The organism is Pseudoalteromonas sp. SR45-4 (assembly GCF_014163535.1).
GTDB lineage: Bacteria > Pseudomonadota > Gammaproteobacteria > Enterobacterales > Alteromonadaceae > Pseudoalteromonas > Pseudoalteromonas nigrifaciens.
Window position 1 is genome coordinate 82,423 of record NZ_JACJDO010000008.1, and the last position, 26,872, is coordinate 109,294.

The following is a 26,872-nucleotide window of genomic DNA, read 5'->3' on the forward strand; positions in this document are numbered from 1 at the left end:
CAAAAAGAGAGTGCAATAAATGCAAGTAGGTCAAAGTTCATTAAGCGCAGGTCGGACTCGTCTGACGCTATTATTGCTTTCTATTATTTACGTTTTTTCGTATATCGATCGCAATTTAATTGCCATTGTTCTTGAGCCAATTAAATTAGAGTTTGGCGTATCAGATACTATTATGGGCGCGGTGAGCGGCCTTGCATTTGCCGTTTTATACTCTGCGGTTAGCTTTCCGTTAAGCCGTATGGCCGATAGAGGCACCGACCGTAAAAATATTATTGCGGTATGTTGTGGGCTCTGGAGCCTTGCCACTATGGCCAGCGGTGTTGTTACCCAATTTTGGCAATTTGTAGTTGCCCGTATGACAGTTGCCATTGGTGAAGCAGGCGGTACATCACCGTCTATTTCTATGGTATCTGATTTATACCCTCCACATCGTCGCTCATTTGCAATTAGCTTATATATGCTTGGCCCACACATTGGTTTGTTAGCCGCCATGGCATTAGGTGGTTGGATAGCCCAAGAGCACGGCTGGCGCGCAGTATTCATCTTTTTCGGTATTCCAGGGCTATTACTAGCATTGCTACTTTATGTTTTTGCAAAAGACCCTGGCTTAGGTGTTTATGACACCGATGCTGAGCGTAATATTCGTGCCCAACCGCAAGAAAACTTTTTCCGTGCTGTTGCCGATATTATGAAACTAAAAGGGTTTTTCTTAATTTGTATGGGTACTGCCGTTGCTGGCATGGTCGGCTATGGTTACGCCATTTGGGCCCCTACTTTTATGGTACGCAATTACGATATGTCACTTTCACATGCAGGCCTTACCTTTGGTATAGCCAGTGGTGTTTTTGCTGCTACTGGGTCAATGTTTAGCGGTTATTACTGCGACAAACTAAGCCAAAAAGACTGTCGTTGGCAATTACGTATGCCTGCGATTGGCGTATTAATTAGTATTCCTTTTGGCTTGGCTTTTTTACTTTGGCCTGCCGGCGCCTTTTGGCAATTAGGGAGCCTTAAAATACCGCACGCGATTATATTTGCTGCTGGCTTTAGCTTTTTTAATAGCTGGTGGCCAACACTTGCATTCGCTGCAGTGAGCCATTTAGTTAACAGCTTTCAAAGAGCTACTAGCATTGCAATCTTAAGTTTATTTTTAACCTTTTTTGGTGCCGGTATTGGCCCATTGCTAACCGGTACACTCAGTGACTTATTTTCTGCTGGTGATGCGGGTGAAGGCCTTAAATACGCCATTGCAGTGATGATTGCTTTATCGTTGTTTTCGGTTTGGTTTTACTACAAAGCCATTGGCCCTTATCAACAACGAATAGCAAGTAAAGTAAGTGATAACGATAAAACAGCGCAATCTTATAATAATAAAGCAGATTGCACCTCAGACAATAATTCAAGTACATCTACTACCTAAATATAAAAAGGAATACTTATGGCCACTACACAAGATTATCGCCTCGGCGATTATACATTCCCAAGAGGTTGGTTCATGATAGCTACGGCTGAAGAGATCAACACGCATAAGCCCCTAGCCGTACGGTTTTTTGGTCGCGATTTCGCACTATATCGCGGTAGAGCAACAGGTCGAGTGGTACTACTCGACGCATATTGCCCGCATATGAAAACGCATTTAGCCGCCGAAAATGATACCTCTTACGTTATTATTGATGGCGGTGGTACCAACATCGAAGGCGATAGCATTCGTTGTCCTTATCATGCATGGCGTTTTGGCCCTGATGGCCAATGTGACGACATTCCTTACCACGACGGACCAATCCCAAAAACAGCCTGTATTAAAGCGTGGCCTGTGGCCGAGAGCATGGGTGCAATTTGGATATGGCACGATCCTGAAAATGGTGATCCTGAGTGGGATCACCCAAGTTTGCCACAATGGGACGATAAAGCGTGGGTACATTGGCGCTTTGACGACTTGGGAATACTTGAGCAGCATCCGCAAGAAGTTATTGATAACATTTGTGATTATAGCCATTTAGCACCAATTCACGGCTCTACCGTACAGCGCTACGAAAATGAATTTGATGGCCACGAAGCAATTCAACGTCAATGTGGTCCGCACCGTACTTTAGTAGGCGAAGATGGCGCAAGCCCAGTGCTGCATACAATAACTAAATACCATGGTCCGGGCGTATTAATTTCACATTTGACTGGCTATTACGAGTCTTACTTAATGATAACGCATACCCCTGTAGAGGATGGTTCAATTAGAGTTTGGCACGCATTATTAGTTAAATCACCGGGTGGCAATGAAGTAGCCACAGTAGAGGATGAAGTAGCAGCACGCCAGTTCCAAGACGCAAGTAAGTTTGCATTTATGCAAGACTTCCAAGTGTGGACAAATAAAGCACCTTGTTTTAATGGGTTGTTTTTACCAAGTGATGGCCCGTTTATGAAAGCGCGTATTTGGTACAAACAGTTCTTTAATCCAAGAGCGCGTAAAGAAGAGTTCCAAAGCAAAGTAAATGGCGTATATGTGCCTAAAGGCACCGTAGCTTATACCCAAGACTAATCTATTTTTAAATAAATTATAGATACAAAAAAGAGCCCCTACTTAAAAAGTAGGGGCTCTTTTTAGCTGTAACTCTTTATTAAAATGAGTAAGTTATTTCTGCTCCATAAGTTACTGGGTCGCCATAGTAATTTAAGCCACCAATGAATACCCCTGACGAATCACCCAACGGCACACCGTTAATTCGGTACTCTTCGTCGGTCATGTTTTTACCCCAAATAGAGGCACTAAAGTCACTGCCGGCAATTCTTTTAAGTGAAACTCGGGCGTTAAGTAAGTTGTATTTTTCAATCCGAGTATATTGGGCTGAAGGTTGATTATGAAACGCAAAGTGATCGTCCACAAAGCTGTAGTCGGCGCCGGCGCTAAACTCACCAAGGGCTGTTTCACTAATGTAATTTAACCCAAGCGACCATTTATTTTTTGGACTATAGGGAAACTCGGCACTGTCGGTAACATCGTTTGCTACCCCAGTGTACACATCGTAAGTAATAAACTTGTCGTATTTAGGGTCTAACAAACCGTAATTAAAGTTTAGCGTTAAATCATCGGTTAATGCCGCTACTAATTCAAACTCTAACCCCGCCACTTTTGCCGAGCCTGCGTTTTGAATATCTGAGTACGCACCTAAGTATTCCGACATTTGCATATTGGTAATATCGTTATAAAACACCGCTATATTGGCTTGAATGCGTTGATCTAACCAGCGCGATTTAAGGCCCCATTCGTAGGCAATTACTTCCTCTGGTGCATAGGGTTTTACTGCTAATGCTTGAGTTGCTGCTTCACCGTTAAAACCACCCGCTTTCCAGCCTTGTGATACTTTAACATAGCTGTGAATATTGTCTGCTAACTCATAGTTAAGTGATGCCATAGCCGAGGTGTTATTCCAAGTATCGCCCGCTGTGGTGTATGGCAGTGGGAAAAAATAAGCAAAGCTAAAGTCATCTGGGTGTTCTATATAAAATGATTTTTCTTCTGTGGTCCAACGCAGACCCCCTGCCAACATTAGCTTGTCGCTTAGTCGATATTCTACATTACCATAAGCGGCAACCGAGGTAGACTCAACACCATAATAGTTATTCACTGTGCCAAAACCCAGTACATACGGGTTGTTTACATCAGATTCTTCTTTAAAGTAAAACAAGCCTGCAACGTAGGTTAAATTATCTATATCGCCGATAAATTGTAGCTCTTGTGATACTTGCTCATGCTCTACATGGCGGTAGGTATGAAAGCCAAGAAAATCAGCGCCATCGTAGTCATTGCCATCATCGTAATCTATTTCACGTAGTGCCGTAATTGACTTAATAGTTAAGTTATTACTTTGCTGCCATGTAACTGTAAGTGCATGGCCCGAGCTTTTAGAGCGATCGAATATAGCGCCATCTAATGCAGCACTTTCTTGGCGATCTTTCGTATCTTCTGGCATCGCACCGGCAATATAGACTTGGCCCAACGGAGGAGTGTTTTTTTTATTACTGCTATCGTAAGTGTAGTAAAACTCTAGATTATCGCTGTGCTCATACAAGGCACCAAAACGCAGTGAGGTAGAATCAAGCTCTTTAAACTTATCAATATCAGAACTTGTCGAAAGGTTATCGTAAAAGCCGTCGCGCTGTTTTTTATTAGCGGTAAAATTAAAACTGAGTTTGTCGTTAATTTGCGCCGAGTCGGCAGTAACATAAACATCTGTCATACCGTAGTTACCTGCCCCTACGCGTACTTCGCCGGTAAACTCACCACTGGGTTTACGCGTTACAATATTAAGCGCCCCACCTATTGTATTTTTACCATAAAGCGTACCCTGCGGCCCGCGCAGTACTTCAACGCGCTCTATAGCAGCTACATCAAATAAACCACCGACATTTTTAGATACAAATACCCCGTCTATATACACACCAGTAGTGGGCTCCCAGGTAACTGCAGGGTTAATTGTAACCGAGCCACGAATGGCAATTGTAGCACCAGTACTGCCGCCTGGAGTTTCTGATATTTGCATGTTTGGCGTATATACACTGAGATCTTCAACATCAGTAATGCCTTTATCGGCCAATGCTTGGGCATTAAACACGGTAACTGCCGTAGGTAGCTCTTGTAAGTTTTGTACCCGCTTTTGCGCGGTTACTTGGATCACTTCCAAACCTTCTTTTTTAGTACTTTGCTCTTGAGCCGCTAGTGTCGAATTTGCCATGCTAATTAAGGCTAACGCTATCGCTGCATTTAGTGGTTTTTTATTAATATTCACTATTTAGTCCTTGTTTAAAATTGAACGCGAGTAAAATTAACTAACAGGAATATCGCCAGTTACGCGCGCTGTACCTAACACTACATAAGTTAATTTTGAGACCGCTTTGCACGGCCTAAAAACTTAACGTATTGCGTTTTCATAATTACAAAAAGCAAATTGCTGTATCACGTTATAATCGCGTGTTTATCAACAATAAATGTAAGGTTTTTATCCTCGCACACTATTACAAAAACTAAATAGTCCGCATGAACGATAACTAAAAATAATGAGGAATAACAAAGACTAAAAGGCAGGAATTAATAAGTAATATTAGGCACTGTTATTATTAAAGTAACAGTGCCGGTTAACGTCAGTCGGCCGTTACTTGCGCGACCATCATGGCTTTAAATTGCTCATGATGCGGCGGTAATAAGCCCCACTCACCACGAGGGTCGTGTTTTGGGGCAACAAATACAGTACGCTGATGGCTAAAGGCTAAAAAGCCTTCACGACCATGATAATGCCCCATACCCGATGCACCTACGCCACCAAATGGCGCATCGTGCATTGCCGCATGCATTAAGCAATCATTTACCGCTACTCCACCCGATGAAGTGTTTGCTAAAAGCTTACTCAGCTCTGCGTCTTTTTCGCCAAAATAATACAGCGCTAGTGGTTTAGCACGGCTGTTAATATCGTTAATAACGCCATCTATATCATCATAAGGAAGTAGCACTAATGCAGCGCCAAATATTTCTTGCTGCATAATATCCAGCTCTTTATCTGGGGATATAACTAATTGCAGTGGTAAACGTTTATCGCTTGTGACCAACTCTGCTAAATTAGCAACCTCATGACTACTAAGAACTTGGCATCCAGCATCGCGAGCTTGCTCAACTAAATCGACAACTCGCTGGCAATGTTGGCGGTTAACGCTAGGTACAAAATCTGGATTATGAGTGATTTCTGGATAAAAGTGACGAAAATTTTCGAGTAATAATGCAGCCACTTGATCAAGCTTATTACGCGGTACATAAATAATGTCAGGGCTAACACACACTTGGCCGCCATTATTACTTTTTGCTAAGGCTAAGCGTTTGCAACTTTCGCTTAAATCGCAATCTTGGCTAAGCACTGCCGGCGATTTACCGCCAAGCTCTAAGGTAACTGGCACTAAATTTTTAGCCGCTGCCGCCATAATTTTTTTACCTACTTGGGTACTACCAGTAAATACTAAATGATCGAACGGCAGTTCGCTAAATTTAGCACCAGTGTCGGCGCCACCTGTAACTACACTCACTAGTAATGGGTCTATGTGTTTGGCAAATAATTGCGCTACTAAGGCCGCTGTTTTAGGCGTGACCTCAGATGGTTTAAGTATGGCGCGGTTACCCGCCCCTAATACACACGCCAACGGGGCAAATAAGGTATAAAGTGGCGCATTCCAAGTACCTATAATACCCACACTGCCTTTGGGTTGGTATTCAACCCGTGCGGTACTACCGAGTTGATCATAAGGGGCAAACACTTCGCGGCTTTCACTTTTAAGCCATGGCTCTAAGTTGTCGCGGGTATATTTAAGGCTGGCTAGCGAGCCGAGCACATCATTCATAATAGAAAAGCCTTGGCTGCGACCATTAAAGTCAGCTTCTATTGCCTCGGCAAATGCTTGGTGATGCTCTACAAGTAAATTTATAACTTGTTGAATACGCTCTCGCCTTTGCGCTGCAGTTACCAACATTTGCAATTTATGCGCTTGTTGCTGATGCTGCAGCAAAGCTGCCATTGAACCTGAATCTTTGCTGTTCATGCACTATATCCTTACTAGGTTTTACACTTGCCTGGGCCTGGCGAACAATATTTGCTTACACACTATATTGCAGCTTTTGCATTGCAAGTAAACTAATTGAGCTGTGCTTCCTTTCTAGCTGTTTTTACTCAAATAAACCTCGTCCACTTGGACGAGCTCTCGTATTTAAATTATTTAATGTACGGTTGCTGCAGTCACTATTTTGCCCTATTTAAATAGGCCACTTAAAGCTAACCTTCGTAATAAAACTTAGCCGTTGTTTAATATAAAATAACCTAAATAAATTGCTGAGTAATCATATAAATAGCAAATGCCTGTGTTGTTTAGTCCATTAAGACGATGATGAAAAATAGCCAGATCATGATACTGAAGTTATATAACAGTAATAAGGCGAGTTAACATGGCACAAGCAGAATTTGATAGTCAGGCATTTAGACAGGCGCTCGGTAGTTTTACTACTGGCGTAACAATTATTACTGCCACCGCTCCAGATGGCACCCCTGTTGGTCTTACCGCAAACAGCTTTAATTCTGTTTCGTTAGACCCACCTATGGTGCTATGGAGCTTGGCAAAAACCTCTCTTAGTGTGGCTGCCTTTAGCGAGGCCGAGCACTGGAACGTTCATGTTCTCTCGCAGCACCAACAAGAGCTGTCAAATAAATTTGCTGCAAAAGGCGAAGACAAATTTAATGACACTAATCTCGAAGCGGGGATTAGCTCTGCACCACTTATTGCCGATTGTAGCGCGCGTTTTCAGTGTCGTAATATGGTAACGCACGATGGGGGTGATCACCTTATTTTTATAGGTGAAGTACTGGGGTTTGATCATCAAGCACTACCGCCACTGGTGTTTCAGCAAGGTCAGTACGCAATGACTGCACGTAAACCGTGGGCAGCGGTTAACTTATCTAGTGAACCTACAGCGCCACAGTGCAGCTACAACGAAGATTTACTAGGTTACTTGCTTGGGCGTTCACATTTTCAAATGCTGTACCGCATGCGTAAAGTACTCGATGAGCAAGCGCTGGAAGATTCACACTTTTTTGCATTATCGGTATTAAATATTCAGCAAAATCTGAGTTTAGAGCAGCTAAATACCCACCTTGATTATACCGGCCACAGTGTCAATCTTGAAGATATGGCCTTTTTAGAAAAGCAGGATCTTATTTGCCAAAAAAGCGAAGACAATTACCAACTTACCACCGCTGGGCGAGAAACCTCACTACACCATATTGTGCAAGCAAAAGTAATTGAAGAAGAGCTCATTACAGAGCTTGGTGCAGGCGACGTAATGGCATTAAAGCTATTACTTAAACGCCTTATTCATCAAACCGATCCTGGCTTACCTGATCTTTGGTCTACAGAGGATAAAAGCGCATGAGCGAACTACAACAGCATTTAGCACAAATTCTTTATGATGCGCAGCAACAGCGCACACCTATTGCGCCATTAATTAAAAATAACCCTGAGCTTACAATCGACGATGCCTATCAAGTGTCGTTAAAAACACTGGCAATACGCACTCAGGCTGGCGAAAAAATCATTGGTAAAAAAATTGGTGTTACCAGTGAAGCAGTGCAAAAAATGCTTAATGTGCATCAGCCTGACTTTGGCTTTTTAACCAACACTATGCACCACCCTGATGGCAGTAATATTAGCCTTAAAAAATCACATTTAATTCAACCACGCGCCGAAGGCGAAATTGCGTTTTGCCTTAAACACGACTTACAAGGCCCAAACGTTACCGCAGAGCAAGTACTTGCTGCGACTGATTGGGTGGCACCGTGTTTTGAAATTGTTGATTCGCGTATCGAAAACTGGCAAATCACCATAGTTGATACCGTGGCCGATAACGCCTCATGCGGGGTATTTGTAATTGGTGATAAACATACCGACCCAAGCACACTCGATTTAGCTGCAGCCACTATGGTAGTTAAACACAATGGTAAACAAGCGGTAACCGGTGTGGGCTCAGCAGTACAAGGGCATCCTGCGCAAGCAGTTGCATGGCTGGCAAATACGCTAGGCGAGTATGGTATAGAGTTTAAAAAAGGCGAAATTATTCTGTCGGGAGCTCTGGCTCCTCTAATAGATGCTAACAGCGGCGATCATTTTAGTATGGAGATCGAAGGTCTCGGTTCATGCTCTGTCAGCTTTTGCGATTAACAGTTAACCCACGAGGGAAGTAACATGAAAAAGATTAAATGCGCCCTGATCGGTTCAGGAAACATTGGTACTGACTTACTTTATAAGCTCAAACGCAGTGAGATATTAGAACCCGTTTGGATGGTAGGCATAGACCCAGACTCAGAAGGCTTAGCGCGCGCACGCGAATTAGGTATTAAAACCACCGCTGAGGGTATTGATGGCTTAATACCGCATATTGAAGCCGATGAAATCAAAATTGCTTTTGATGCAACCTCAGCCTACGTGCATGGTGAAAACTCAGCTAAAGTGAATGCAAAAGGCGTGTTGATGATAGATTTAACCCCAGCGGCTATTGGCCCTTTTTGTGTGCCTCCGGTTAACCTAAATCAACTTAATGCTGATATTAAAAACGTTAACATGGTGACCTGTGGCGGCCAAGCAACTATTCCTATGGTTGCTGCGGTATCGCGCGTACAGCCGGTTGAATATGGTGAAATTGTTGCCACTGTTTCATCAAAATCAGTAGGCCCAGGTACACGCCAAAATATTGATGAATTTACTCGCACTACCTCAGGCGCAGTGGAGCAAATTGGTGGCGCTAAAAAAGGCAAAGCCATTATTATAATTAACCCTGCTGAGCCACCATTATTAATGCGCGACACCATCCATTGCTTAACCGAAACAGAGCCAGATCAAGCAGCTATCACTGCATCTGTGCATGAAATGATTGCTGAAGTACAAAAGTATGTTCCAGGCTATAAACTAAAAAATGGCCCGGTGTTTGATGGTCGTAAAGTGTCTATATTTTTAGAGGTTGAAGGTTTGGGCGATTACTTGCCTAAATATGCCGGTAACCTTGACATAATGACCGCGTCGGCCGCGCGTACTGCAGAAATGTTTGCACTACAAATGCTAGGTCAATCGCCATCAGATAGTCAATCTTAAGGAGTAATATCATGGATTTAAAAGGTAAAAAAGTTACCCTGCACGATATGTCATTACGTGATGGTATGCATGCTAAGCAACATCAAATTAGCTTAGATGAAATGGTGTCTATTGCCACTGGCTTAGATCAGGCGGGCATTCCTTTAATTGAGGTTACCCATGGCGACGGTTTAGGCGGCTCTTCACTTAATTATGGTTTTCCTGCTCATACCGATGAAGAATACCTAAGTGCTGTAGTGCCAAAAATGACCCAAGCTAAAGTCTCAGCGTTATTAATTCCGGGCATTGGAACGGTTGATCACTTAAAAATGGCTTATGATCATGGCGTAAGTACAATTCGAGTGGCTACTCACTGTACTGAAGCTGACGTTTCAGAGCAGCATATTAGCGCAGCGCGTAAAATGGGTTTAGATACCGTTGGCTTTTTAATGATGGCACATATGATCAGCCCAGAGGAGCTACTTGCACAGGCTAAATTAATGGAGTCTTACGGTGCTAACTGTATTTACTGTACGGATTCTGCTGGTTACATGTTGCCCGACGACGTAAGCACCCGCATTGCGTTACTGCGCAGCGAGCTTAACAGCGAGACCGAAATTGGCTTTCATGGCCATCACAATTTAGGCATGAGTATTCCAAATTCGCTGGCAGCAATCGAAATGGGCGCTAATCGCATCGATGGTTCGGTGGCCGGTTTAGGTGCCGGTGCAGGTAATACGCCGTTGGAAGTATTTACCGCGGTACTTGATCGTATGGCAGTTAATCACGGTATTGATTTATACAAAATTATGGATGTTGCTGAAGACTTAGTCATGCCAATGATGGATCAACCTATTCGTATTGACCGAAACTCATTAACTTTGGGTTATGCTGGTGTTTATTCGTCATTTTTATTATTTGCAGAACGCGCCGAGAAAAAATACGGTGTACCTGCACGTGATATTTTACTTGAACTAGGGCGCTTAAAAACCGTAGGCGGACAAGAAGATATGATAGACGACACCGCAATGACTATGGCTAAGGCCTTAAAGGCGGCGAAAGCTTGAACATAAAAAAATCTAATTGGCGCCAACATGCTTTATTGTTGGTGCTTACTTTATTTTATATAGAAAGTTTTGTTGGGCGACAAATTATGGCGGTGATGATTGAACCCATCAAAGCTGAATTTGGCGCCTCAGATGCGCAAATGGGCTTATTAACCGGCCTAGGTTTTGCCATTGTATTTACTTTAACCGGTTTATCGGCCGGCAGACTTGCTGACAAAGTGAGCCGCACACGTTTGTTAGCCGCCAGCGCATTAGTGTGGGGCATTATTACAGCACTTAGCGGCATAACTGCAGGCTTTATTAGTTTACTAATAATGCGTATGTTGGTGGCAGTAGCTGAAGCACCGGTTACTTCGGCCTCTTTATCGTTACTTTCGGACAGTTACCCGGTTGAGCGACGCTCATTTGCGATTAGCTGTTTTACCTCTGGCGCTACCTTTGCCGCCATTATTGCGCTTACCTTAGGTGCATATTGGGTAGAGCTGTATGGATGGCGAGAAACCTTTTTTATTATCTCTACTCCCGCTTTGTTTATTTCTTTTTTGCTATTTTTTGTGATGCCCGAACCTAAACGCGGTCAATACGATGATGCCATTAGCTCTCCAACTTCACCGCTGCAGCCTGCACTAACCACAGGTTTTAGAGCATCAACAAAAGCATTGTTAAAGCGCAAAGATTATCGACTATTAGTTTGCTCAAGCGCCATTGCAACGTTAGGCGCAAATGCGTTTGGCATGTGGAATGCCACTTTTTTAGTACGCAGCCACGACTTAACACTGAGCCAAGCCGGCATGATGGCAGGCTTTTTTGGCGGCGGTGCGGCAGCGATTGGAATTCTTTCTAGTGGCTATTTGGCTGATAGAATCGCCAGACGAAAAGGTGTTTTATGGCTACCTATACTAGGCCATATACTGGGGTGGGTATTTATTGTTATATATTTTTTATGGCCTAAAGGCTTAGGCGATGACCTATTTTTTGTCGGTATTCCATTTGCTATGCTGTTTTGCACCTTAGCGAGTTTCTTTTCTGTATGGTGGGTTAGCCCTTGTCTCACATTACTCACTTCAATTGTACCGGGCACTCAGCGGGCATTGGCTATTTCAATGCAAACCGTGCTGATTACTTTTTTAGGCATAGGTGTTGGGCCTATGTTGGTGGGCGTGCTTAGTGAAGTATTTAGCGAGGTGGCCGGTGTTGAATCCTTACGTTATGCTTTACTTATTAGTACGAGTACAACATTAATATCGGTATTTTTACTGTTTAAATTAAAATCTTATCAAGCAAAACAACTCATAAAACCCATTCAGTAAATTAAACTTTGTTTTAATTACTATTAACCAATAATGCTAGGAGTTTATTATGTCAGTTACCGCAGTTACAGGTTCAGCATCAGGGATTGGCGCCGCCGTTTGTGAAAAACTACGCGCAGCAGGTCATACTGTGATCGGCATAGACCGCCATCAAGCCGAGGTTAATGCCGATTTATCATCCCCCGAAGGTCGCGCTAATGCCGCAGAGCAAGTTATCAAATTAGCCAATGGTAAACTAGATGGCCTGGTTTGTTGCGCGGGCCTTGGCGTTACCGCACCAAGTAGCAGTTTAGTGGTTTCGGTTAATTATTTTGGCTCAACCGAGTTAATTGAATTACTTCAACCTGCACTCGCTAAAGGTGAGCAGCCAGCTATTACCGTTATTGGCTCAGTGGCCGCCAGTCAACAAGTGGCAGATCCACATCCTATTATTGAGTTAATGCTCAACAATGATGAGCCAGCCGCTCGCGCACTGGCAGATGAGCTTGGCCAACCACAAATAGCCTATTCGGCATCTAAATACGCACTCACTGTACATTGTCGTCGTTTAGCCGTTAAAACGGGGAGTACCGGCGTACGTATTAACTTAGTTGCGCCTGGTGCAATTGAAACTCCACTGCACGAAGCCTCTAAGCAAGATCCGCGTTTTGGCGAAGCCGTACGTAACTTTGTTGCGCCTATTGGTCGCAATGGTCAGCCAAGTGAAATTGCCGATGCGGTCAGTTTTTTACAATCAGCCCAAGCCTCTTTTGTGCATGGCAGCATTATTTATGTAGATGGTGGTATGGACGCCATGATGCGCAGTGGCAAGTTTTAAACACTAAATATTAAATACTTATAAGGATATAACTTGAACCCAATACTAAGCACACACAAAGTTCGCGCTTTTGAATCGATTAGTCACTTTGATATTAGCACCGACGTACTCGTGTGCGGTTATGGCGGCGCAGGAGCCGCCGCCGCACTAGAAGCTGTAACCTTAGGTGCTAAGGTTACTATTTTAGAACGTGCCAGTGCTGGGGGTGGCTCGACTGCATTATCAAGCTGTGAAATGTATTTAGGCGGCAGTGGCGGCACTGCATTACAAAAAGAGTTAGGTTTAGAAGATAGCACCGAAAACATGCTGGCTTATTTACGCGAAGCACTTGGCCCGTATGGCGATGAAGATAAGATGCGTTGTTATGCACAAGGCGCTGCAGGACATTTTGATTGGGTTGAATCCCTTGGTGTACCTTATAAACGCGCAGCCTTTTTAGAGCGTACAGTAGTGCCACTCAGTGATGAGTCGTTATTATTTACCGGTAATGAAAAAGCTCACCCTTTTAATACCATTGCTAAGCCCGTTCCACGCGGTCACGTGCCCTCTAAAGTGGGCGACGAAGGCGGTAAAATATTTATGGATGCCATAATGCAGCGCATCGCAGGCGCGGGCGCTGAGGTAATTAATGATTGTCGCGCTATTGCTTTATTAGTAGATAAAAACAATCGTGTTTGCGGCGTAATTGCTAAGCGCGACAACCGAGAAATTGCGATTCGTGCAACTCGTGGTGTGGTATTAGCCACCGGTGGCTTTGTAATGAACGACACCATGACACGTCAATATATGCCTGAGCTACTTGAGTATTGCGTACCTTATGGCAACACCTTCGATATGGGGGATGGTATTCAATTAGGCCAAGCAGTCGGCGGGCAAACAATTAATATGGAACAGGCTTTTATGTCGTTTCCGCTCTATCCACCAGCAAAGCTAACCTACGGTATTTTACTAAATAAACACGGTCAGCGTTATATAAATGAAGATGCGTATTTAGCCAGATTGGCGCATTATTCTTGCCAACAAGCTGAGCAAAAGTTTTATTTGTTAGTACAAGAAGAGGATTTTGAGGCGTCGCATTATTTACAACGTGCAGCCATTGTTGCCACTGGCGATAGCATAGCAGAAGTTGCCAGTGAAGCGCCCTTCCCGGCCGGTATACTTGAGCAAACTGTTAGCTACTTTAATCAGCACGCCAGTAATAAACAAGACCCACTATTTCATAAAACCGCCGAGTGGCTAAAACCGTTAAACAAGCCCCCTTTTGCCTTATTAGAATACTCTGCAAGTGAAATGACTGCTGTAATTATGCCCGGCACCAAAGGCCCGCTCATATTTACGCTTGGTGGGCTAAAAACACTCACTACGGGTGAAGTGGTTAATTTAGACAATGAAATAATAAGTGGGCTTTATGCAGCTGGTCGAGCCACCGCGGGATTACCACGTACAGCCAAGGGATATGCCAGTGGTATGTCGGTTGGAGATGCCACTTTTTTTGGCAGACTCGCTGGGCGCAGCGCCGCTAAACACCTGCCAATTTAACCTCGAATAATAAACACGCCCTAGCACTTAATTTAACAACCGTTATAGCAAACAGCGTAACGGTTTAACTTACTTATTCTGCTTAGGTAATAAATCTGCGTATTAAACGCAAGTATATTAAGTGCATGCTATAGATTAAAAATTAGCAGATTGAAATGTCGTGTAGAGGCTGGTAAGTATTAATGAAAGATATAAAAAAGCAGCAGCTGGTTAATTTAAGCTGCTGCAATTGATGTATTGTATAAGTTATTCTGTTTTTAACACACGGCCAAGCGTTATATCGCCCTCAATGGTGGTGCGGTTAATAACGCGATTGATCCCTGGCTTAGTGCCGGTAGTGCAGTGCATTGCACGCCAGTTATCCCACAGTACCATGTCGCCTTCGCGCCATTTATGAAAGTAAGTAAATTCCGGCTTTTGTACATGCGCAACAAGTCGCTCAAGTAGCTCTATAGATTCATCATTCGATAAACCAAATTGCTGTGGAGTAACAACTCTATCTAAAAACTGCTCTACCACCTCAAGTACTTTACGGCCACTGATCGGGTGTGTAACTACCATAGGGTAAGCAGCGTCTGAAAAGTCAGGAAAGCCAATGTCGGTTGGTTTTGTTGGGCTGTTAGGGCCAGGCTCATAACCGTCTAAGTTAACGTAGCGCATATGGCGGCGCTGCATACTAAAGCTGTAAACCACTTCTAGCTGTTCAATTAAAGCTTTAGTGTCGTCGTCGAGTGCATCGTACGCTTTTGCTAAATCGCCAAAGCCGGTCATGCCATCTTCTGCTGCCACCACCACAGCGCGCAACAATGCACCATGATTTGGACGCGCTGTATAATGCAAATCCATGTGCCAATCTAACCGACCCACAATTTCTTCGCCTTTATAAAAAGCAGTTTGAAACTTATCCATAGGGCCACCATTTTGTAGCACAAATAACTCTGGATATTTATCACTGGTGGTAACTTTTAACGGATGTAATTCTAACGGGCCAAAAATGCGACTAAACTCAATTTGCTTTTCAGGGCTAATATCCTGATCACGAAACACTAAAATAGCGTGTTCGTACCATAGTGCTTTTAGTTCAGCTTTTATTTCATCGGTAAGTGGCTCGTTAATATCGAAACCCGACACTTCTACGCCAACATTATCAAGCGGAGTTACTGTAAGCTTCATTTTTTATTCCTTCTACTTAGCTAAGTGAATCCGACAAATTTAGTCGACTAAACCTGGATCTAGGCGTAATTCTTTACGCGCCATTGCTTCCCAAACAAAAGGGAAACCGTTGTCGTCAGCAATAGACACTTTTTTAACTTCTTCATCACTTAATGGTCGTCCGCCACCTGCTAATTCCACTTCATACGCGCGTTTACTGCGCCACTCTAAAGTAATTGCTCTCAGGTGTGCTTGGCGCAGATTTTTACCCACCACTAACGAGCCGTGGTTTGCCAGTAATGCCCACTTAGCATCACCGAGCGCTTCAACTGCTGATAAGCTAGTTGCTTCGTTTTCAAAGGTGCCTTCATATTCATCATAAAGTGGTAATTCAACACCACAATAAGCACTTGCTTGGTCATATACTGGCGGCACTTTTTGCATACAAGCCCAAATACCACTCCAATGCGGATGATTGTGAATAACAACATGTACATCAGGTCGCATTGCGTGCAGCTGTAAATGCAAACCTATCGCTGGGGTCACATTCCAATCACTATCAAGCACATTACCCTTTGGGTCTAGCGTAACGATATCGCTGGCGGTTAACTCCCCCCAAGCGAGCTCCCATGGATTAGTTAAAATATTACCGTTTTCTAATCGGTAAGTAATATGCCCTGCAATATGCTCATCCCATCCTTCACGAATAAGCATGCGACACATAAGCGCAACTTGCGCTTTTTCGCTTAACTCTGGTAATAATTCTTTGCGACCCGGACGAGTTGCAAAGCGCTCTAGCATTGATTGATTAAGGCCATCATATTTTTTCATTATTATTATACCTTCCTGTTGCTGTGCAAAATAAACATGTTAAATCATGGTTAAAATAATAGGTCTGAGTGGTTAATAAAGCTTGTCTCATTGCGCCAAGTTGTTATCCGATCTAGCCATTAACTAGCGATTAGCGCACCGCAAATAACGCATGGCGAAAAGCACTTGGCGACAACCCAGTCCATTTTTTAAAAGCGCGATGAAACCCCGAACTATCGGCATACCCAAGTTGCTGACCAATGCGAGTGATTGATAACGTAGGATCGCTCAAATGTCGCCGCGCATGTATCTCTCGTACTTGATCGATTAATTGTTGATAGCGCCAACCTTGCGCCAATAACTTACGGCTCAAGGTACGGCAACTACAATGCAGCTTTAGTGCTGCATCGTGCAGCGATGGAGGACTGGCAGGATCTTCAACAATAATTTGCGACAAGCGCCATGCTATGTCGCCATGATTTCGAGTAATGCTTTTTTCTTCGCACAGTTTTTTATAAAAGTTGACACTTTCTGGGCTCGACTGCGGGAGTGGTTGATCCAAAATCGCAGCATCAAAAAATAGCTGGGTTACTGGGCATCAAATTCGACGGGGCAATTAAAAATGGCTTGGTAACACTCAGCATGAACTGGCGCCGGATAATTACAACGTAGTTTAGTAATAGGCAATGCTTGACCAAGCACCCAACGACAAGTCGTGACTATATTGGCAAGTAAATCTTCTATTGCTAATACACGCAATTCACCCAGCTCAGCTTTAGCGTCAATTTGATAACAGCCTTCGGCTTGAATTTCACTAAAGGAGGTCACTACTAAATTACCAGAAAAGCGGCCTGAGTAATTTTGATATTTAAGCCCAATATGGCTGGCATCGCGCAGCGTCGCGCTGCTCATCATTAAATATGCAAGTTGGTCGTGGGTAGCAATAGAGCGTTTTAAACCTAATATGAGTCCAAGATCGCTGCCCTCATAACACTGCTGTGCATCAGTTAGTAAACCTCGATGCTGTTTAGCATTAATGAGCACATTAGGTTTGTGGAGCTCACTGCGACTGATACCATTGTTGGCAGCAATGGTGTTGGTATCCATTCCCAAGCTAGATAAAAAATCCAGCAACCAAATAATATAACGCGTATCAGTATTGACCATGTTACCCCTCGTTTGTGTAATTAAATCCAACCTTTTATCAATAACCGTTATTCTTAAATTGCACTCTTATATTAAGCAATTTAATACTATTATTTGTAACATAACCGCTAGCTGTTTAAGTGTTATGCTTTAGTCGTGCTTAACCAAAACATTTAGACAAACGAGTAACGGCTAATGGTATCTACCACGCAGGCTGGCCTTTGTTGCTCTGCCACTTCAATGGTTACTCGCGTGATCACTTGCACACTGCCTTTAACTTCTTCCACACTAATTATTTGCCCTGTGCCGCGTACTTTACTGCCCGCTGTAACCACATTAGGAAAGCGTACTTTATCGCAGCCGTAATTAACTCCCATGCTTATATTTTGCACATCTACCAACTGAGGTAAAAAATAATTAACTAATGACAGGGTTAAATAACCATGCGCAATACATGCGCCAAATGGGCCTTCTGCAGCCTTAATGGGATCGACATGGATCCATTGATGATCTCCCGTTGCCTCGGCAAACATATCAATACGGCTTTGCTCTACTGCAATCCAGTCGCTTACGCCTAAATCAAGTCCGGTTGAAGCAAGTAATTGCGTTTTGCTAGTAATTATTTTATTTGCCATTTTGCCCCCCTAAGCACGCTGTGAACTAACAGACACAACTTCGCCCGTCATGTAAGACGAGTAATCGCTGGCTAAAAACATCATCACGTTGGCGATTTCCCATACTTCGGCAGCACGACCAAAGGCTTCTTTTGAGGCTAATTGCTCAAGTACGTCGGCACTTGAGGCTTTTTTAAGAAATTCATGTAAAGCGATTGATGGCGATACCGCGTTAATTCGCACTCCATGCTCAGCAGCTTCTAATGCCGAGCAGCGAGTAAATGCCATAACACCGGCTTTAGCAGCGGCGTAATGTGCTTGCTCTTTTTGTGCTCGCCAACCCAATACTGAAGCATTATTAATGATTACACCTGCCTTGCGTTGTTGCATAAATGGCAGCATTGCACGGGTCATACGAAATGTACCGGTAAGAGTAATGTCCATCACCTTACTCCACTGCTCGTCGCTCATATCTACTACAGCGGTTTGACCACCTAGTCCTGCATTATTAATAAGCACATCAACACCTGCGAGTTTATCCTCTGCTGCATTGATCAATACCTGAACCTGTTCTTCTTGGCTTACGTCGCACAATTGGCCAAATACCTGTTGCAAACCTGTTTGCGCTTTTATATTAGCTACAGCTTCATCTAAACGACGTGGATGAATGTCAGATATCATTAATGCCCGGCACCCTTCTTCGGCTGCACGTAATGCGGCTGAAAAGCCAATGCCCGCGCCTGCGGCGGCCGTTACTAAAACCGATTTCCCGCGTAACAGGTTATGCCCTTCTACGTACTTAGGTGCTGTCGTCATTCTTATCTCCGATGTCGTGCTTATTAATTTAGCACCCAGCATAAGGCTGACGCTGAGCAACTATCATCGTCAATCTGGACTAACCCGATAACTATTAGCAATATAAGAATGAAATTGTGGTGTGATACAACAAGCAGCATACTGAGGACTTAAATTAGATAACTAATTAAGGAGATAATTTTAGTGCTTATAGCAAAAACCTATGCTAGGTTTGATAAAAACTCAGCATAGGTTTTGTTTTAATAGAGTATTAGCGCAAGCTCGCAAGCATTTGCTTGGTTAAACCATGCCGATACTCCTAAAATTATAATAGATATAACCACTAAACTTAATTTAACGCCGCCCTGATTAGACTTCATAGTATTCTCGATATTATTTTTATTAGTAAGAATAAGTTTCATACAATAATAAAAATTACACCTGTTAACAAGATGTTTATCAAATCATTTTCTTCGTGGCTAATAGCCTTTGGTTCTATCAACCCGGTTTTTAAGTGGTGTGCCATTAGTTAAGCATTGAATACTCACTTCAATTTGTTCAATAACGCAGTTAACATCTGATAATGCAGCGCAATGTGGTGTTATGGTTATTTTAGGATGCAGCCAATATGGATGCTCACTTGGTAATGGCTCTTGATCGAATGCATCAAGCGTGGCGGCGCGTAAACGGTCACTATTAAGTGCCTGTAATAAATCAGCTTCTATTACGTGCTGGCCGCGTGCCGCATTTACTAATACTGCATGGGCGGGTAATTTAGCCAATAAATCTTTGTTAATAATTCCGGCCGTGTTTTCGGTCAGCGGTAATAAGCACACTAAATAATCTGTATTAGGCAGCATTTCGTTTAGCCCATGTTCTCCATAATACATGGTCACGTTATTCACGTCTTTATGGCTTTGTGCCCACGCGCTCACGCTAAAGCCATTATCAACGAGTCTTTGCGCACAGGCTCGACCTAATTGACCAAAGCCTAAAATAGCCACTCTGTTATAGCTTAATACTCGCTTGGGTTTCCATTGCGTTGCAGCTTGTTTTTGATAATATTCTTTTAATTGTAGCTTTTGCGCCAATACGTGAGTAAGTACATACTCGGCCATATCTACTTCTAATTGGGAGTCAACAATACGTACCACTTCAACATGCTCTGGCAGCAAGTCTAAATCAATGCTATCAACCCCAGCACCAAACGACGACACCACTTTTAAATTAGGTAATTGTGCCCATAGTTCTTTTGGTGCATACCAGGCTAATACAAACTCAACTTTACTGAAATCTTCACACTGTGAATATTGCTCAATGTGTATATTAGGTAAGCGTGCTTGTAACTGCGACACCAGCTTAGAATTATCACGATCCCCTATAGCAACCAAAACAGACATAGTTATTCCTTATAAAATTAATTATACGGCAGCAAACCCCACCGCAATGTTTAGTGACTGCCTTCTTCGATGAAAGCTTCTTGGCTAATTTTAGCTATGTCTTTGTCTTCTTTGGTTAAAATAGTTTTTTGCCACGAACCTTGAGCAAACCACGCATAGGTAATAAGCGCAATAACTACGTTGGTAATGGCAAATGAATACCAAATACCGTGATCTCCTAATTGCGTATGTTTAGATAAAATATACGCCGCAGGAAACTGTACAACCCCCTGTGATAACAGGGCAACTAACATAGCATTAAGCATATTGCCAGATGCCCTAAAAGCAGCCACGACACAAAGTTGTACACCAATTCCCCCCCAAGTTAAACACATTATGCGAATAAATTTTGCGCCTTTAGCGATTACAGCCCCATCATCGGGAATAAAAAATGCAACTAAATGCTCGGCAAAATAATAGGCTACCCCTCCCACAAACGACAGGCCTAGTAAGCCCCATAAACTAGCAAGCTGAGTTATTTGCGCAGCGCGTTTGGGGTTTCCTGCGCCCATATTTTGCCCCACTAATGTAGACACAGCCATCGACAAACCCATTGCTGGGATCATCACCATTTGTAAAACATTGGAGCCAACACCGTAAGATGCAATCGTTTGCGTGCCAAAACTTGCCACTAAAAAAGACATGATAATTAAACCAAAAGCACGAGCCGACAATTCAATTGAACCCGGAGCGCCTAAAAAGAAGGCTTGTTTTATATATTGCCAATCGGGGTAAAAGCTTTTTAGCTGTAATTGAATACCATGACGGCCGCGTAAAAATATAATTACCCCAGCAAGTGCAGCTAAGCTCTGCGTTACTAAAGTTGCCAGTGCAGCTCCCATTACCCCTAAGCCTTGAAAACTGCCATAGCCAAAAATAAATAACGGATCGAGTACAAAATTAAGCAACACGGTCACGCTCACAATAATTAGCGGTACTTTTGTTTGGCCAATACCACGCATTAACGATTGGAACATGGCATAAATAAATACAAAAATAACCCCAATAAACGATACATGCATAAACTTAAGTGCATCGCCATAAACAGCGTCTTCTACCCCTAAAAGGGTTAAAAAATAAGGCGATAGCATATAACCTATGCCCCCCAGCACTATGGCTGTTAGCGTCACCATTAACATAGTTTGCGCGGCAACATGATTTACTTTGTCTTGCTGCCCTGCTCCCATATATTGTGCCGATAAAATAGCTCCCGCCATCGCCAAACCTGCACCTATGGCAATGACTAAAAAAGTAACAGGCATACTAATAGACACAGCAGCAACTTGCGCAGCCCCTAAACGCCCCACCCAAAAAGCGTCAGTGAGTTGATACGCCGACTGTAAAACATTGATTAAAATTATAGGAATACCTAACTTAAGCAGCGCTTTAGAAATTGAACCATGAAGAAACAGCTGCTGGGTAGCGTTCATTTAACCTGCTTAATATTGAAAAGGAGACATAAAGATAAGTTTAACAAACTTGGCTGATTTTATTCTGAATATTACCTAAATAAGTCAATAGCTTTTGTTATGTACTGTGGAGAAACTTAATCTAAATCAATAAATGATTTTGCTAACTTCAAACATTTCTGAAACCTTGATCTAAAACAAGTTATTGTTTGTGTTAATGAATAATAATAGCGGCAATCACAAAGTAGTTCTTGGAGAACAACATGAAAACTAAATTAAGCATTGCATTACTCACCTCTTTATTAGCACTCTCTCCTGCTGCACACGCTAACTTTAGCGTAAACGTGGGTGCTATAAACGTAAACCCTGATAGTACTAGCTCACCAATTAACGAAAATTCTGCCCAAGGACTTAATCCGGGTTCAGATACTCAGTTAGGTATTACTGTTGATTATGCTTTTAATGAGCAATGGGTGTTAGAGTTAATTGCAGCTACACCGTTTTCACATGATATAAATGGCGCGGGTGATTTAGCGGGCAATAAAATAGCTAACATTAAGCATTTACCTCCTTCGTTAGTAGCGCAATATCACTTTTTAGATTCAAGCTACGCGTTTCGCCCTTTTGTTGGTGTAGGTGTTAACTATACAACTTTCTTTGATGAGCAACCTTCTCAAGCACTAAAAACAGTACTTGGAACAGATGATGTAGAAGTTAAACTTGATGATTCGTTTGGCTTTGTAGCGCAAGTGGGTGCTAACTATAAAATAGATGAAAAATGGGGCCTACACGCTATGGTTTCAATTATGGATATTGAAACTGATGCAACTGTCTATGCCGATGGCGCTCAAGCATTAACGTCAACCGTTAAAATTGACCCAATTGTGGCGATGTTTGGGGTTAAATACAGCTTTTAATAGTAATAAGCATGTGTGTTAAAAAGGCCGTAAGGCCTTTTTTTTTCAACTATTGATTATTACTCATAACTAACCAGAGTTCAGGTTAACTATTATTATCGTGGTAAATTAGTTACTTTTTTCTGCTCTAACATTTCTTTCCAGTGCATTACTTCACTTGGTAAAATAGGGGCTACACCTTTAAAGTCAGCTACTTCCAGCATTTCTTCAATGCTAATTATGCCCTTTTTACTTTTAAATACGCCGCGCACATAAGCAATTGCGTGTAAGCCACGCTGAGAGTGAAATTTTTGCTCTATATAAAAGTACTTATGATCCCAGCCCACTAAGCGCGTGCTAATTGTATAACGCTGCATAGGTTTTATATCGCGAATATAAGTAATAGCAGTCGCGTTTACAATTGGAAACCAACGACGTTTTAATATGTGCTTTAATAAACCCACCCGCTCTGTCATCCAAGTGCGCGATAAATCCATCATAGCCAAGTAACGTGAATTAGTTAAATGTAAGTTTATATCGCAATCTGTAGGTAGGGCTTTGTAATCAATATTTACCGTATCAAGTAAGTGTTGATAGTCATGGTTACGTTTAATTTTAAAAAACAATAAAATAAGTCGAATGTATAAGTTCACGGCAGAGGTCTTACCAGTTAAAATTAAATTAAGTGTATCACACGCGTTTAGCCAAAGTTTACTTTATTAAAGTAAATAACTATAAGCTACCCGCGCACGTTTAAGCTTATAGTTATTACTTTGCGTTACTAAACTTTTACTGTTTTACGATTAATACCATAATCACGTAACTTGTTTGCCACCGCGGTGTGGCTTAAACCAAGGCGCTTTGCTAGTTGGCGTGAGCTAGGATAAGCAGGATATAGCTTACGTAATAACGTAGCTTCAAAGCGTTTAACTGCTTGATCAAGTGAGCCTTCAAAATCTGATTCTAAATACCCTAAATCATGGGTAAATGTAGGGAGCTGTAAATGCTCAACGCGTAATTCACTGTCATCTAACAAAGACACAGCACGGTAAATTGCGTTTTCTAATTGGCGCACATTACCCGGCCACGGATAATCTTGTAAAAAGCTTAAACACTCTTGTGATAACAACGGCACGTCATGACCATTTTGCTGTGCGTACTTTTGAATAAAGTGCTCAGCAAGCGGCCCCACATCGGCTTTGCGATCTCTCAGTGGTGCTATTTCTAGCGTTAAAACGTTAATACGGTAATATAAGTCTTCTCTAAAAACACCTTCTTGCACCATAGCAGGCAAGTCTTTTTGAGTGGCAGCAACAATACGTACATTAACTTTTACTTCGTTTTCATCGCCTACTTTTCTAAATGTGCCATCTTGTAAAAAGCGCAGTAACTTGGTTTGTAATTGAGTAGACATTTCGCCCACTTCATCCAAAAATACAGTACCGCCATCGGCTTGTTCAAGTACGCCACGTTTTGGCGCGGCGTTTTCTTCGTAACCGGCATAACCAAATAATTCAGATTCGGCCACATCATCGGGTAGCGAAGCACACGACAAAGCAATAAAAGGCTTAACAGAGCGATTAGAAGCGTAATGACATGCACGTGCAAGTAACTCTTTACCAGTACCGGTTTCACCAGTAATTAAAATAGGCGCCTCTAACTGCGCCATTTTGCGTGCTTCACGCACTACTCGGCGCATTGCAGTGCTAAAGTTATGAATAGTAGCAAAGCTCTCTTGTCCATAGCGTCTAAAAGCACTTACTTGTTGGCCTAAGCGACTTTGCGATTTAATATTTATTACCGCCCCGGCTAGCACATCGCCTTCGTTACTTTGCGGAACAGCAATGGGTAAAATATCCGCAATAAAATCTTCACCTGCCACTTCTACGCGCGTAGTTTGGCCAAGTACTTCTTTACCCTCAAGCCAGCGAGTAAAATTAAAACCTTTAAGTAAGTTATTAATATTGGCACCAATAACTTCTTTTTCTGTTAGTTGTAAATCTTTGCACGCTGCGTCATTACATAAACGCACCCAACCTTTGGCATCTATAGAAATAACGCCATCGGGTAGTGCTCTTAGTAGCGTATTTAATTCGTTATGTTCACGCTCTGAGGGTAAAAATGCCGTGGTGCGTACATCATGCACACCATCAATTAAGCGAATTGATGGCATGATTTTTTGAAACTGCTCAAATTCTATTTCAGGAAAGCTAACATACATACGACAATTAACTGAGTCGACTTCAATCCCTTTTAAATCAACATTATAGTTAACTAAAATATTAAGGATTTCTTGAGCAATACCAACTCGATCCGCACAATGAATATCTAAACGCATACAGCCTCAAATAAGGGGAAACTATTTGCGCTGAATAATACGCTAACTCTGATCAGCTGGATAGTTTAATGTAAACAAATTTGGACATATATGCGTTTTTTTTGCTTGAGCTAAATATAAAAAATAACTCACCCTCGGGGATATAAAGTCCACTCACCGCCATCCAATTGAATATATGGACGTTTATTAACATACATCATTATTGTTCCGGCATTTTCTGCTACTTTTTGCGAAGTGGGTAACTGGCTCACTAATTCTGCCATATTATTACTTTTCCCTGCAAAGTAATTACTCTTCATCACCTTAGTTATCAGCTCAGATAGAGCAAAGTAGCTGCTTGTATTTGCCACTGTTATTTGCGACATACGAGGCAAGTCAGGACCTATAAACTTAATTGCCGCTGGCACTGTTACTATTGAAGGGCTTGGTATTTCGCGCAGCCCTGCAAATTGTACTTTGTCGCCTTGCAGTGCAGCGCCATGCTCTGGCACTAACATTAGCATCACGTTGCGGCCGCGTTTTTCTAAGTTTTTAATAAACTGATTAATATCTGAAAATAAATTTTGTTGTCTAACAGGATAACTTTCATTACTATTCATGCGCCTGCTATTAGCCAGTTGATTGCCATCGTGCAAGCTAATCGTATTGTAATACATAGCGCATGGTGCGCAGCTATCGCCTTGCTCTTCAAGCCAACTATTTAGCACCGCCTCGTCTGAATAAATAGGTTTACTGTCAAAGCTATACTGCGCAACAGGTAATGATGTGGTATCAAATAGTGGGCTATTTAGCTTACCTTGTTTTTTCACTAAATCTTTAAAGCCGTCAAAATGGCCATCATGATTCATAACTAAATGACTGTCGTATCCTAGCTTTTCTAGGTTATTAAATAAGTGACATTGCTCTGGCGCATCATTAAACAGTGCTGGTTGGCTTGTTTGCCCACAACTTGCCCGTAGTAACCTAATGGCGGCAGGACCACTGTAGGACGTAGCTGAATTAAAATCAGAAAAAACAATATCAAAATCACTATAAACATCATCTAAACTAACGCCTATAGCGTTTAAGTCTGCAATAGCTAGGGAGCATATATTTAAAACAACAACGTCAAATTGCGTGCCGTTATACTCATCTGGAAAGTAGCTAACTAATTGGCTCTGCTGCTTATAAAAATCATTTAATTGCTGATCTGCTGAATCTAGCTTTTGGGTAACTACAGCAGTATTACTAAACTCTTGCTCTTGATTAGGCGCATTTTGCACCGACACTGCCATATCATTTGGCTTTAACGCCCCCTGGTAACCTATAAAAATTAATCCAGCTATTGTTACTGTAGTAAAGCGGATCCACTGCGAGGTATACCAAAAACAAATAACAATAATAAATAAGCCCAACAGCATATCGTAATTAACTATGCGGCCAAACAACTCAACAAAATAACCTAAACTAAAATCTTGAATATTTCCCGCTTGTTTGGTTAATCTATCAATTGGAGGTAACCATGAATCTTTATAAAGCAATACAATCGCAAACACCGCGCCAATAAAGTGCTTTAGCTTATCTACTTGTGAATTACTAAAGGTAAGTGCAAATAAGGCAGCTAAAGCAGCATTACTTAAAAAATCAAATTTTATGGCACCATAATAAAAAAGTACAAACTTTACTAAAAAATAGAGATTCCAAATACCTAAACCCGATAATTTCACGGTTTGTCCTTTTCATTTTTTTTAAACATGTACGGCTCTAAAACTTGGTGTTTAAAAGTGAGCTTAGTGAAGCGCTACATAAATTACCTCGATTGCTTTTACCAAATAATACCCAAGTCTTGGCCTGATTTGGCGTCGGTCGTTTTATCCACTTCATCATTAATGACTTAACGGAGCAACGATATTTCC

General features: G+C 42.2%; 23 protein-coding genes. 10 read left to right on the forward strand and 13 right to left on the reverse strand.

Annotation, left to right across the window (positions count from 1 at the left end):
- The first annotated feature begins 19 nt into the window (after positions 1-19).
- Positions 20-1,420, forward strand: coding sequence for an MFS transporter (locus H5058_RS05750; protein ID WP_182677280.1), 1,401 nt, complete (start codon positions 20-22; stop codon positions 1,418-1,420).
- An 18-nt stretch (positions 1,421-1,438) separates the two neighbouring features.
- Entirely contained in the window at positions 1,439-2,533 is a 1,095-nt protein-coding gene (locus tag H5058_RS05755) for a Rieske 2Fe-2S domain-containing protein (protein WP_011328794.1), read from the forward strand.
- Positions 2,534-2,612: 79 nt separating this feature from the next.
- Here H5058_RS05755 and H5058_RS05760 read toward each other — a convergent pair whose 3' ends face one another.
- Together H5058_RS05760 and H5058_RS05765 are read right to left on the reverse strand one after the other, a co-directional pair.
- A complete protein-coding gene (locus tag H5058_RS05760) occupies positions 2,613-4,781 on the reverse strand; it encodes a TonB-dependent receptor (RefSeq protein ID WP_011328795.1) in 2,169 nt (722 codons plus the stop codon).
- A 352-nt stretch (positions 4,782-5,133) separates the two neighbouring features.
- Positions 5,134-6,573 carry a coniferyl aldehyde dehydrogenase gene (locus H5058_RS05765; protein WP_182677282.1) on the reverse strand — a complete coding sequence of 480 codons (1,440 nt, stop codon included), beginning with the start codon at positions 6,571-6,573 and terminating at the stop codon, positions 5,134-5,136.
- 400 nt (positions 6,574-6,973) lie between these two features.
- Here H5058_RS05765 and H5058_RS05770 point away from each other — a divergent pair, with 400 nt between their 5' ends.
- Genes H5058_RS05770 through H5058_RS05800 form a run of 7 tightly spaced genes read left to right on the forward strand, consistent with a single transcriptional unit; the run spans position 6,974 to position 14,378 of the window.
- Positions 6,974-7,954 carry a flavin reductase gene (locus tag H5058_RS05770; RefSeq protein ID WP_182677284.1) on the forward strand — a complete coding sequence of 327 codons (981 nt, stop codon included), beginning with the start codon at positions 6,974-6,976 and terminating at the stop codon, positions 7,952-7,954.
- A complete protein-coding gene (locus tag H5058_RS05775) occupies positions 7,951-8,739 on the forward strand; it encodes a fumarylacetoacetate hydrolase family protein (RefSeq protein WP_011328798.1) in 789 nt (262 codons plus the stop codon). The genes H5058_RS05770 and H5058_RS05775 overlap by 4 nt, the downstream gene beginning before the upstream one ends.
- Positions 8,740-8,763: 24 nt before the next feature.
- Positions 8,764-9,666: an acetaldehyde dehydrogenase (acetylating) gene (locus H5058_RS05780; RefSeq protein WP_058373846.1), complete on the forward strand. Its 903-nt coding sequence runs from the start codon at positions 8,764-8,766 to the stop codon at positions 9,664-9,666.
- Between the two features lie 11 nt (positions 9,667-9,677).
- The gene (dmpG, locus tag H5058_RS05785) at positions 9,678-10,712 is read left to right on the forward strand and encodes a 4-hydroxy-2-oxovalerate aldolase (protein WP_011328800.1); all 1,035 of its coding nucleotides are present in this window, start codon (positions 9,678-9,680) and stop codon (positions 10,710-10,712) included.
- Positions 10,709-12,022 carry an MFS transporter gene (locus H5058_RS05790; RefSeq protein WP_182677287.1) on the forward strand — a complete coding sequence of 438 codons (1,314 nt, stop codon included), beginning with the start codon at positions 10,709-10,711 and terminating at the stop codon, positions 12,020-12,022. Before dmpG ends, H5058_RS05790 begins: the two co-directional genes overlap by 4 nt.
- Before the next feature lie 49 nt (positions 12,023-12,071).
- Positions 12,072-12,839, forward strand: coding sequence for an SDR family oxidoreductase (locus H5058_RS05795; RefSeq protein WP_011328802.1), 768 nt, complete (start codon positions 12,072-12,074; stop codon positions 12,837-12,839).
- A 33-nt stretch (positions 12,840-12,872) separates the two neighbouring features.
- Positions 12,873-14,378, forward strand: a complete 1,506-nt coding sequence (locus H5058_RS05800) for an FAD-dependent oxidoreductase (protein ID WP_011328803.1) — start codon at positions 12,873-12,875, stop codon at positions 14,376-14,378.
- Positions 14,379-14,624: 246 nt separating this feature from the next.
- On the opposite strand, the gene H5058_RS05805 is transcribed toward H5058_RS05800, so the two are convergent.
- The 8 genes from H5058_RS05805 to H5058_RS05835 form a co-directional block, all read right to left on the reverse strand.
- A complete protein-coding gene (locus H5058_RS05805) occupies positions 14,625-15,551 on the reverse strand; it encodes a TauD/TfdA family dioxygenase (RefSeq protein WP_011328804.1) in 927 nt (308 codons plus the stop codon).
- Between the two features lie 39 nt (positions 15,552-15,590).
- Positions 15,591-16,361, reverse strand: a complete 771-nt coding sequence (locus H5058_RS05810) for a class II aldolase/adducin family protein (RefSeq protein WP_011328805.1) — start codon at positions 16,359-16,361, stop codon at positions 15,591-15,593.
- Between the two features lie 130 nt (positions 16,362-16,491).
- Entirely contained in the window at positions 16,492-16,902 is a 411-nt protein-coding gene (locus H5058_RS18460) for a helix-turn-helix transcriptional regulator (protein WP_257025469.1), read from the reverse strand.
- A gap of 26 nt (positions 16,903-16,928) precedes the next feature.
- Positions 16,929-17,507, reverse strand: coding sequence for an AraC family transcriptional regulator (locus H5058_RS18465; protein WP_257025470.1), 579 nt, complete (start codon positions 17,505-17,507; stop codon positions 16,929-16,931).
- Positions 17,508-17,659: 152 nt separating this feature from the next.
- Positions 17,660-18,121: a MaoC family dehydratase gene (locus tag H5058_RS05820; RefSeq protein WP_179807452.1), complete on the reverse strand. Its 462-nt coding sequence runs from the start codon at positions 18,119-18,121 to the stop codon at positions 17,660-17,662.
- 9 nt (positions 18,122-18,130) lie between these two features.
- On the reverse strand, positions 18,131-18,916 hold the full coding sequence (locus H5058_RS05825; protein WP_058373853.1) for an SDR family oxidoreductase: 786 nt from the start codon (positions 18,914-18,916) through the stop codon (positions 18,131-18,133).
- 458 nt (positions 18,917-19,374) lie between these two features.
- Positions 19,375-20,295, reverse strand: coding sequence for a glyoxylate/hydroxypyruvate reductase A (locus H5058_RS05830; RefSeq protein ID WP_182677289.1), 921 nt, complete (start codon positions 20,293-20,295; stop codon positions 19,375-19,377).
- Positions 20,296-20,345: 50 nt separating this feature from the next.
- Entirely contained in the window at positions 20,346-21,764 is a 1,419-nt protein-coding gene (locus H5058_RS05835) for an MATE family efflux transporter (RefSeq protein ID WP_011328811.1), read from the reverse strand.
- Between the two features lie 242 nt (positions 21,765-22,006).
- Here H5058_RS05835 and H5058_RS05840 point away from each other — a divergent pair, with 242 nt between their 5' ends.
- The gene (locus H5058_RS05840; protein WP_182677291.1) at positions 22,007-22,660 is read left to right on the forward strand and encodes an OmpW family protein; all 654 of its coding nucleotides are present in this window, start codon (positions 22,007-22,009) and stop codon (positions 22,658-22,660) included.
- A gap of 95 nt (positions 22,661-22,755) precedes the next feature.
- Here the strand turns inward: H5058_RS05840 and H5058_RS05845 are convergent, their stop codons facing one another.
- The 3 genes from H5058_RS05845 to bcsG all read right to left on the reverse strand — a co-directional run bounded on the left by H5058_RS05845 (position 22,756) and on the right by bcsG (position 26,683).
- Positions 22,756-23,292 carry a thioesterase family protein gene (locus H5058_RS05845; RefSeq protein WP_179807456.1) on the reverse strand — a complete coding sequence of 179 codons (537 nt, stop codon included), beginning with the start codon at positions 23,290-23,292 and terminating at the stop codon, positions 22,756-22,758.
- A 128-nt stretch (positions 23,293-23,420) separates the two neighbouring features.
- Positions 23,421-24,977 carry a transcriptional regulator TyrR gene (gene tyrR / locus H5058_RS05850; RefSeq protein ID WP_011328814.1) on the reverse strand — a complete coding sequence of 519 codons (1,557 nt, stop codon included), beginning with the start codon at positions 24,975-24,977 and terminating at the stop codon, positions 23,421-23,423.
- A gap of 128 nt (positions 24,978-25,105) precedes the next feature.
- A complete protein-coding gene (gene bcsG / locus H5058_RS05855; RefSeq protein WP_182677293.1) occupies positions 25,106-26,683 on the reverse strand; it encodes a cellulose biosynthesis protein BcsG in 1,578 nt (525 codons plus the stop codon).
- Positions 26,684-26,872 lie beyond the last annotated feature (189 nt).

Bases quoted from the DNA above. Each gene is read 5' to 3' on its own strand.
- H5058_RS05750 (WP_182677280.1), top strand. From the start codon at position 20: ATGCAAGTAGGTCAAAGTTCATTAAGCGCAGGTCGGACTCGTCTGACG.
- H5058_RS05755 (WP_011328794.1), top strand. From the start codon at position 1,439: ATGGCCACTACACAAGATTATCGCCTCGGCGATTATACATTCCCAAGA.
- H5058_RS05765 (WP_182677282.1), bottom strand. From the start codon at position 6,573: ATGAACAGCAAAGATTCAGGTTCAATGGCAGCTTTGCTGCAGCATCAG.
- H5058_RS05770 (WP_182677284.1), top strand. From the start codon at position 6,974: ATGGCACAAGCAGAATTTGATAGTCAGGCATTTAGACAGGCGCTCGGT.
- H5058_RS05775 (WP_011328798.1), top strand. From the start codon at position 7,951: ATGAGCGAACTACAACAGCATTTAGCACAAATTCTTTATGATGCGCAG.
- H5058_RS05780 (WP_058373846.1), top strand. From the start codon at position 8,764: ATGAAAAAGATTAAATGCGCCCTGATCGGTTCAGGAAACATTGGTACT.
- dmpG (WP_011328800.1), top strand. From the start codon at position 9,678: ATGGATTTAAAAGGTAAAAAAGTTACCCTGCACGATATGTCATTACGT.
- H5058_RS05795 (WP_011328802.1), top strand. From the start codon at position 12,072: ATGTCAGTTACCGCAGTTACAGGTTCAGCATCAGGGATTGGCGCCGCC.
- H5058_RS05805 (WP_011328804.1), bottom strand. From the start codon at position 15,551: ATGAAGCTTACAGTAACTCCGCTTGATAATGTTGGCGTAGAAGTGTCG.
- H5058_RS05810 (WP_011328805.1), bottom strand. From the start codon at position 16,361: ATGAAAAAATATGATGGCCTTAATCAATCAATGCTAGAGCGCTTTGCA.
- H5058_RS18465 (WP_257025470.1), bottom strand. From the start codon at position 17,507: ATGGTCAATACTGATACGCGTTATATTATTTGGTTGCTGGATTTTTTA.
- H5058_RS05820 (WP_179807452.1), bottom strand. From the start codon at position 18,121: ATGGCAAATAAAATAATTACTAGCAAAACGCAATTACTTGCTTCAACC.
- H5058_RS05825 (WP_058373853.1), bottom strand. From the start codon at position 18,916: ATGACGACAGCACCTAAGTACGTAGAAGGGCATAACCTGTTACGCGGG.
- H5058_RS05830 (WP_182677289.1), bottom strand. From the start codon at position 20,295: ATGTCTGTTTTGGTTGCTATAGGGGATCGTGATAATTCTAAGCTGGTG.
- H5058_RS05835 (WP_011328811.1), bottom strand. From the start codon at position 21,764: ATGAACGCTACCCAGCAGCTGTTTCTTCATGGTTCAATTTCTAAAGCG.
- H5058_RS05840 (WP_182677291.1), top strand. From the start codon at position 22,007: ATGAAAACTAAATTAAGCATTGCATTACTCACCTCTTTATTAGCACTC.
- tyrR (WP_011328814.1), bottom strand. From the start codon at position 24,977: ATGCGTTTAGATATTCATTGTGCGGATCGAGTTGGTATTGCTCAAGAA.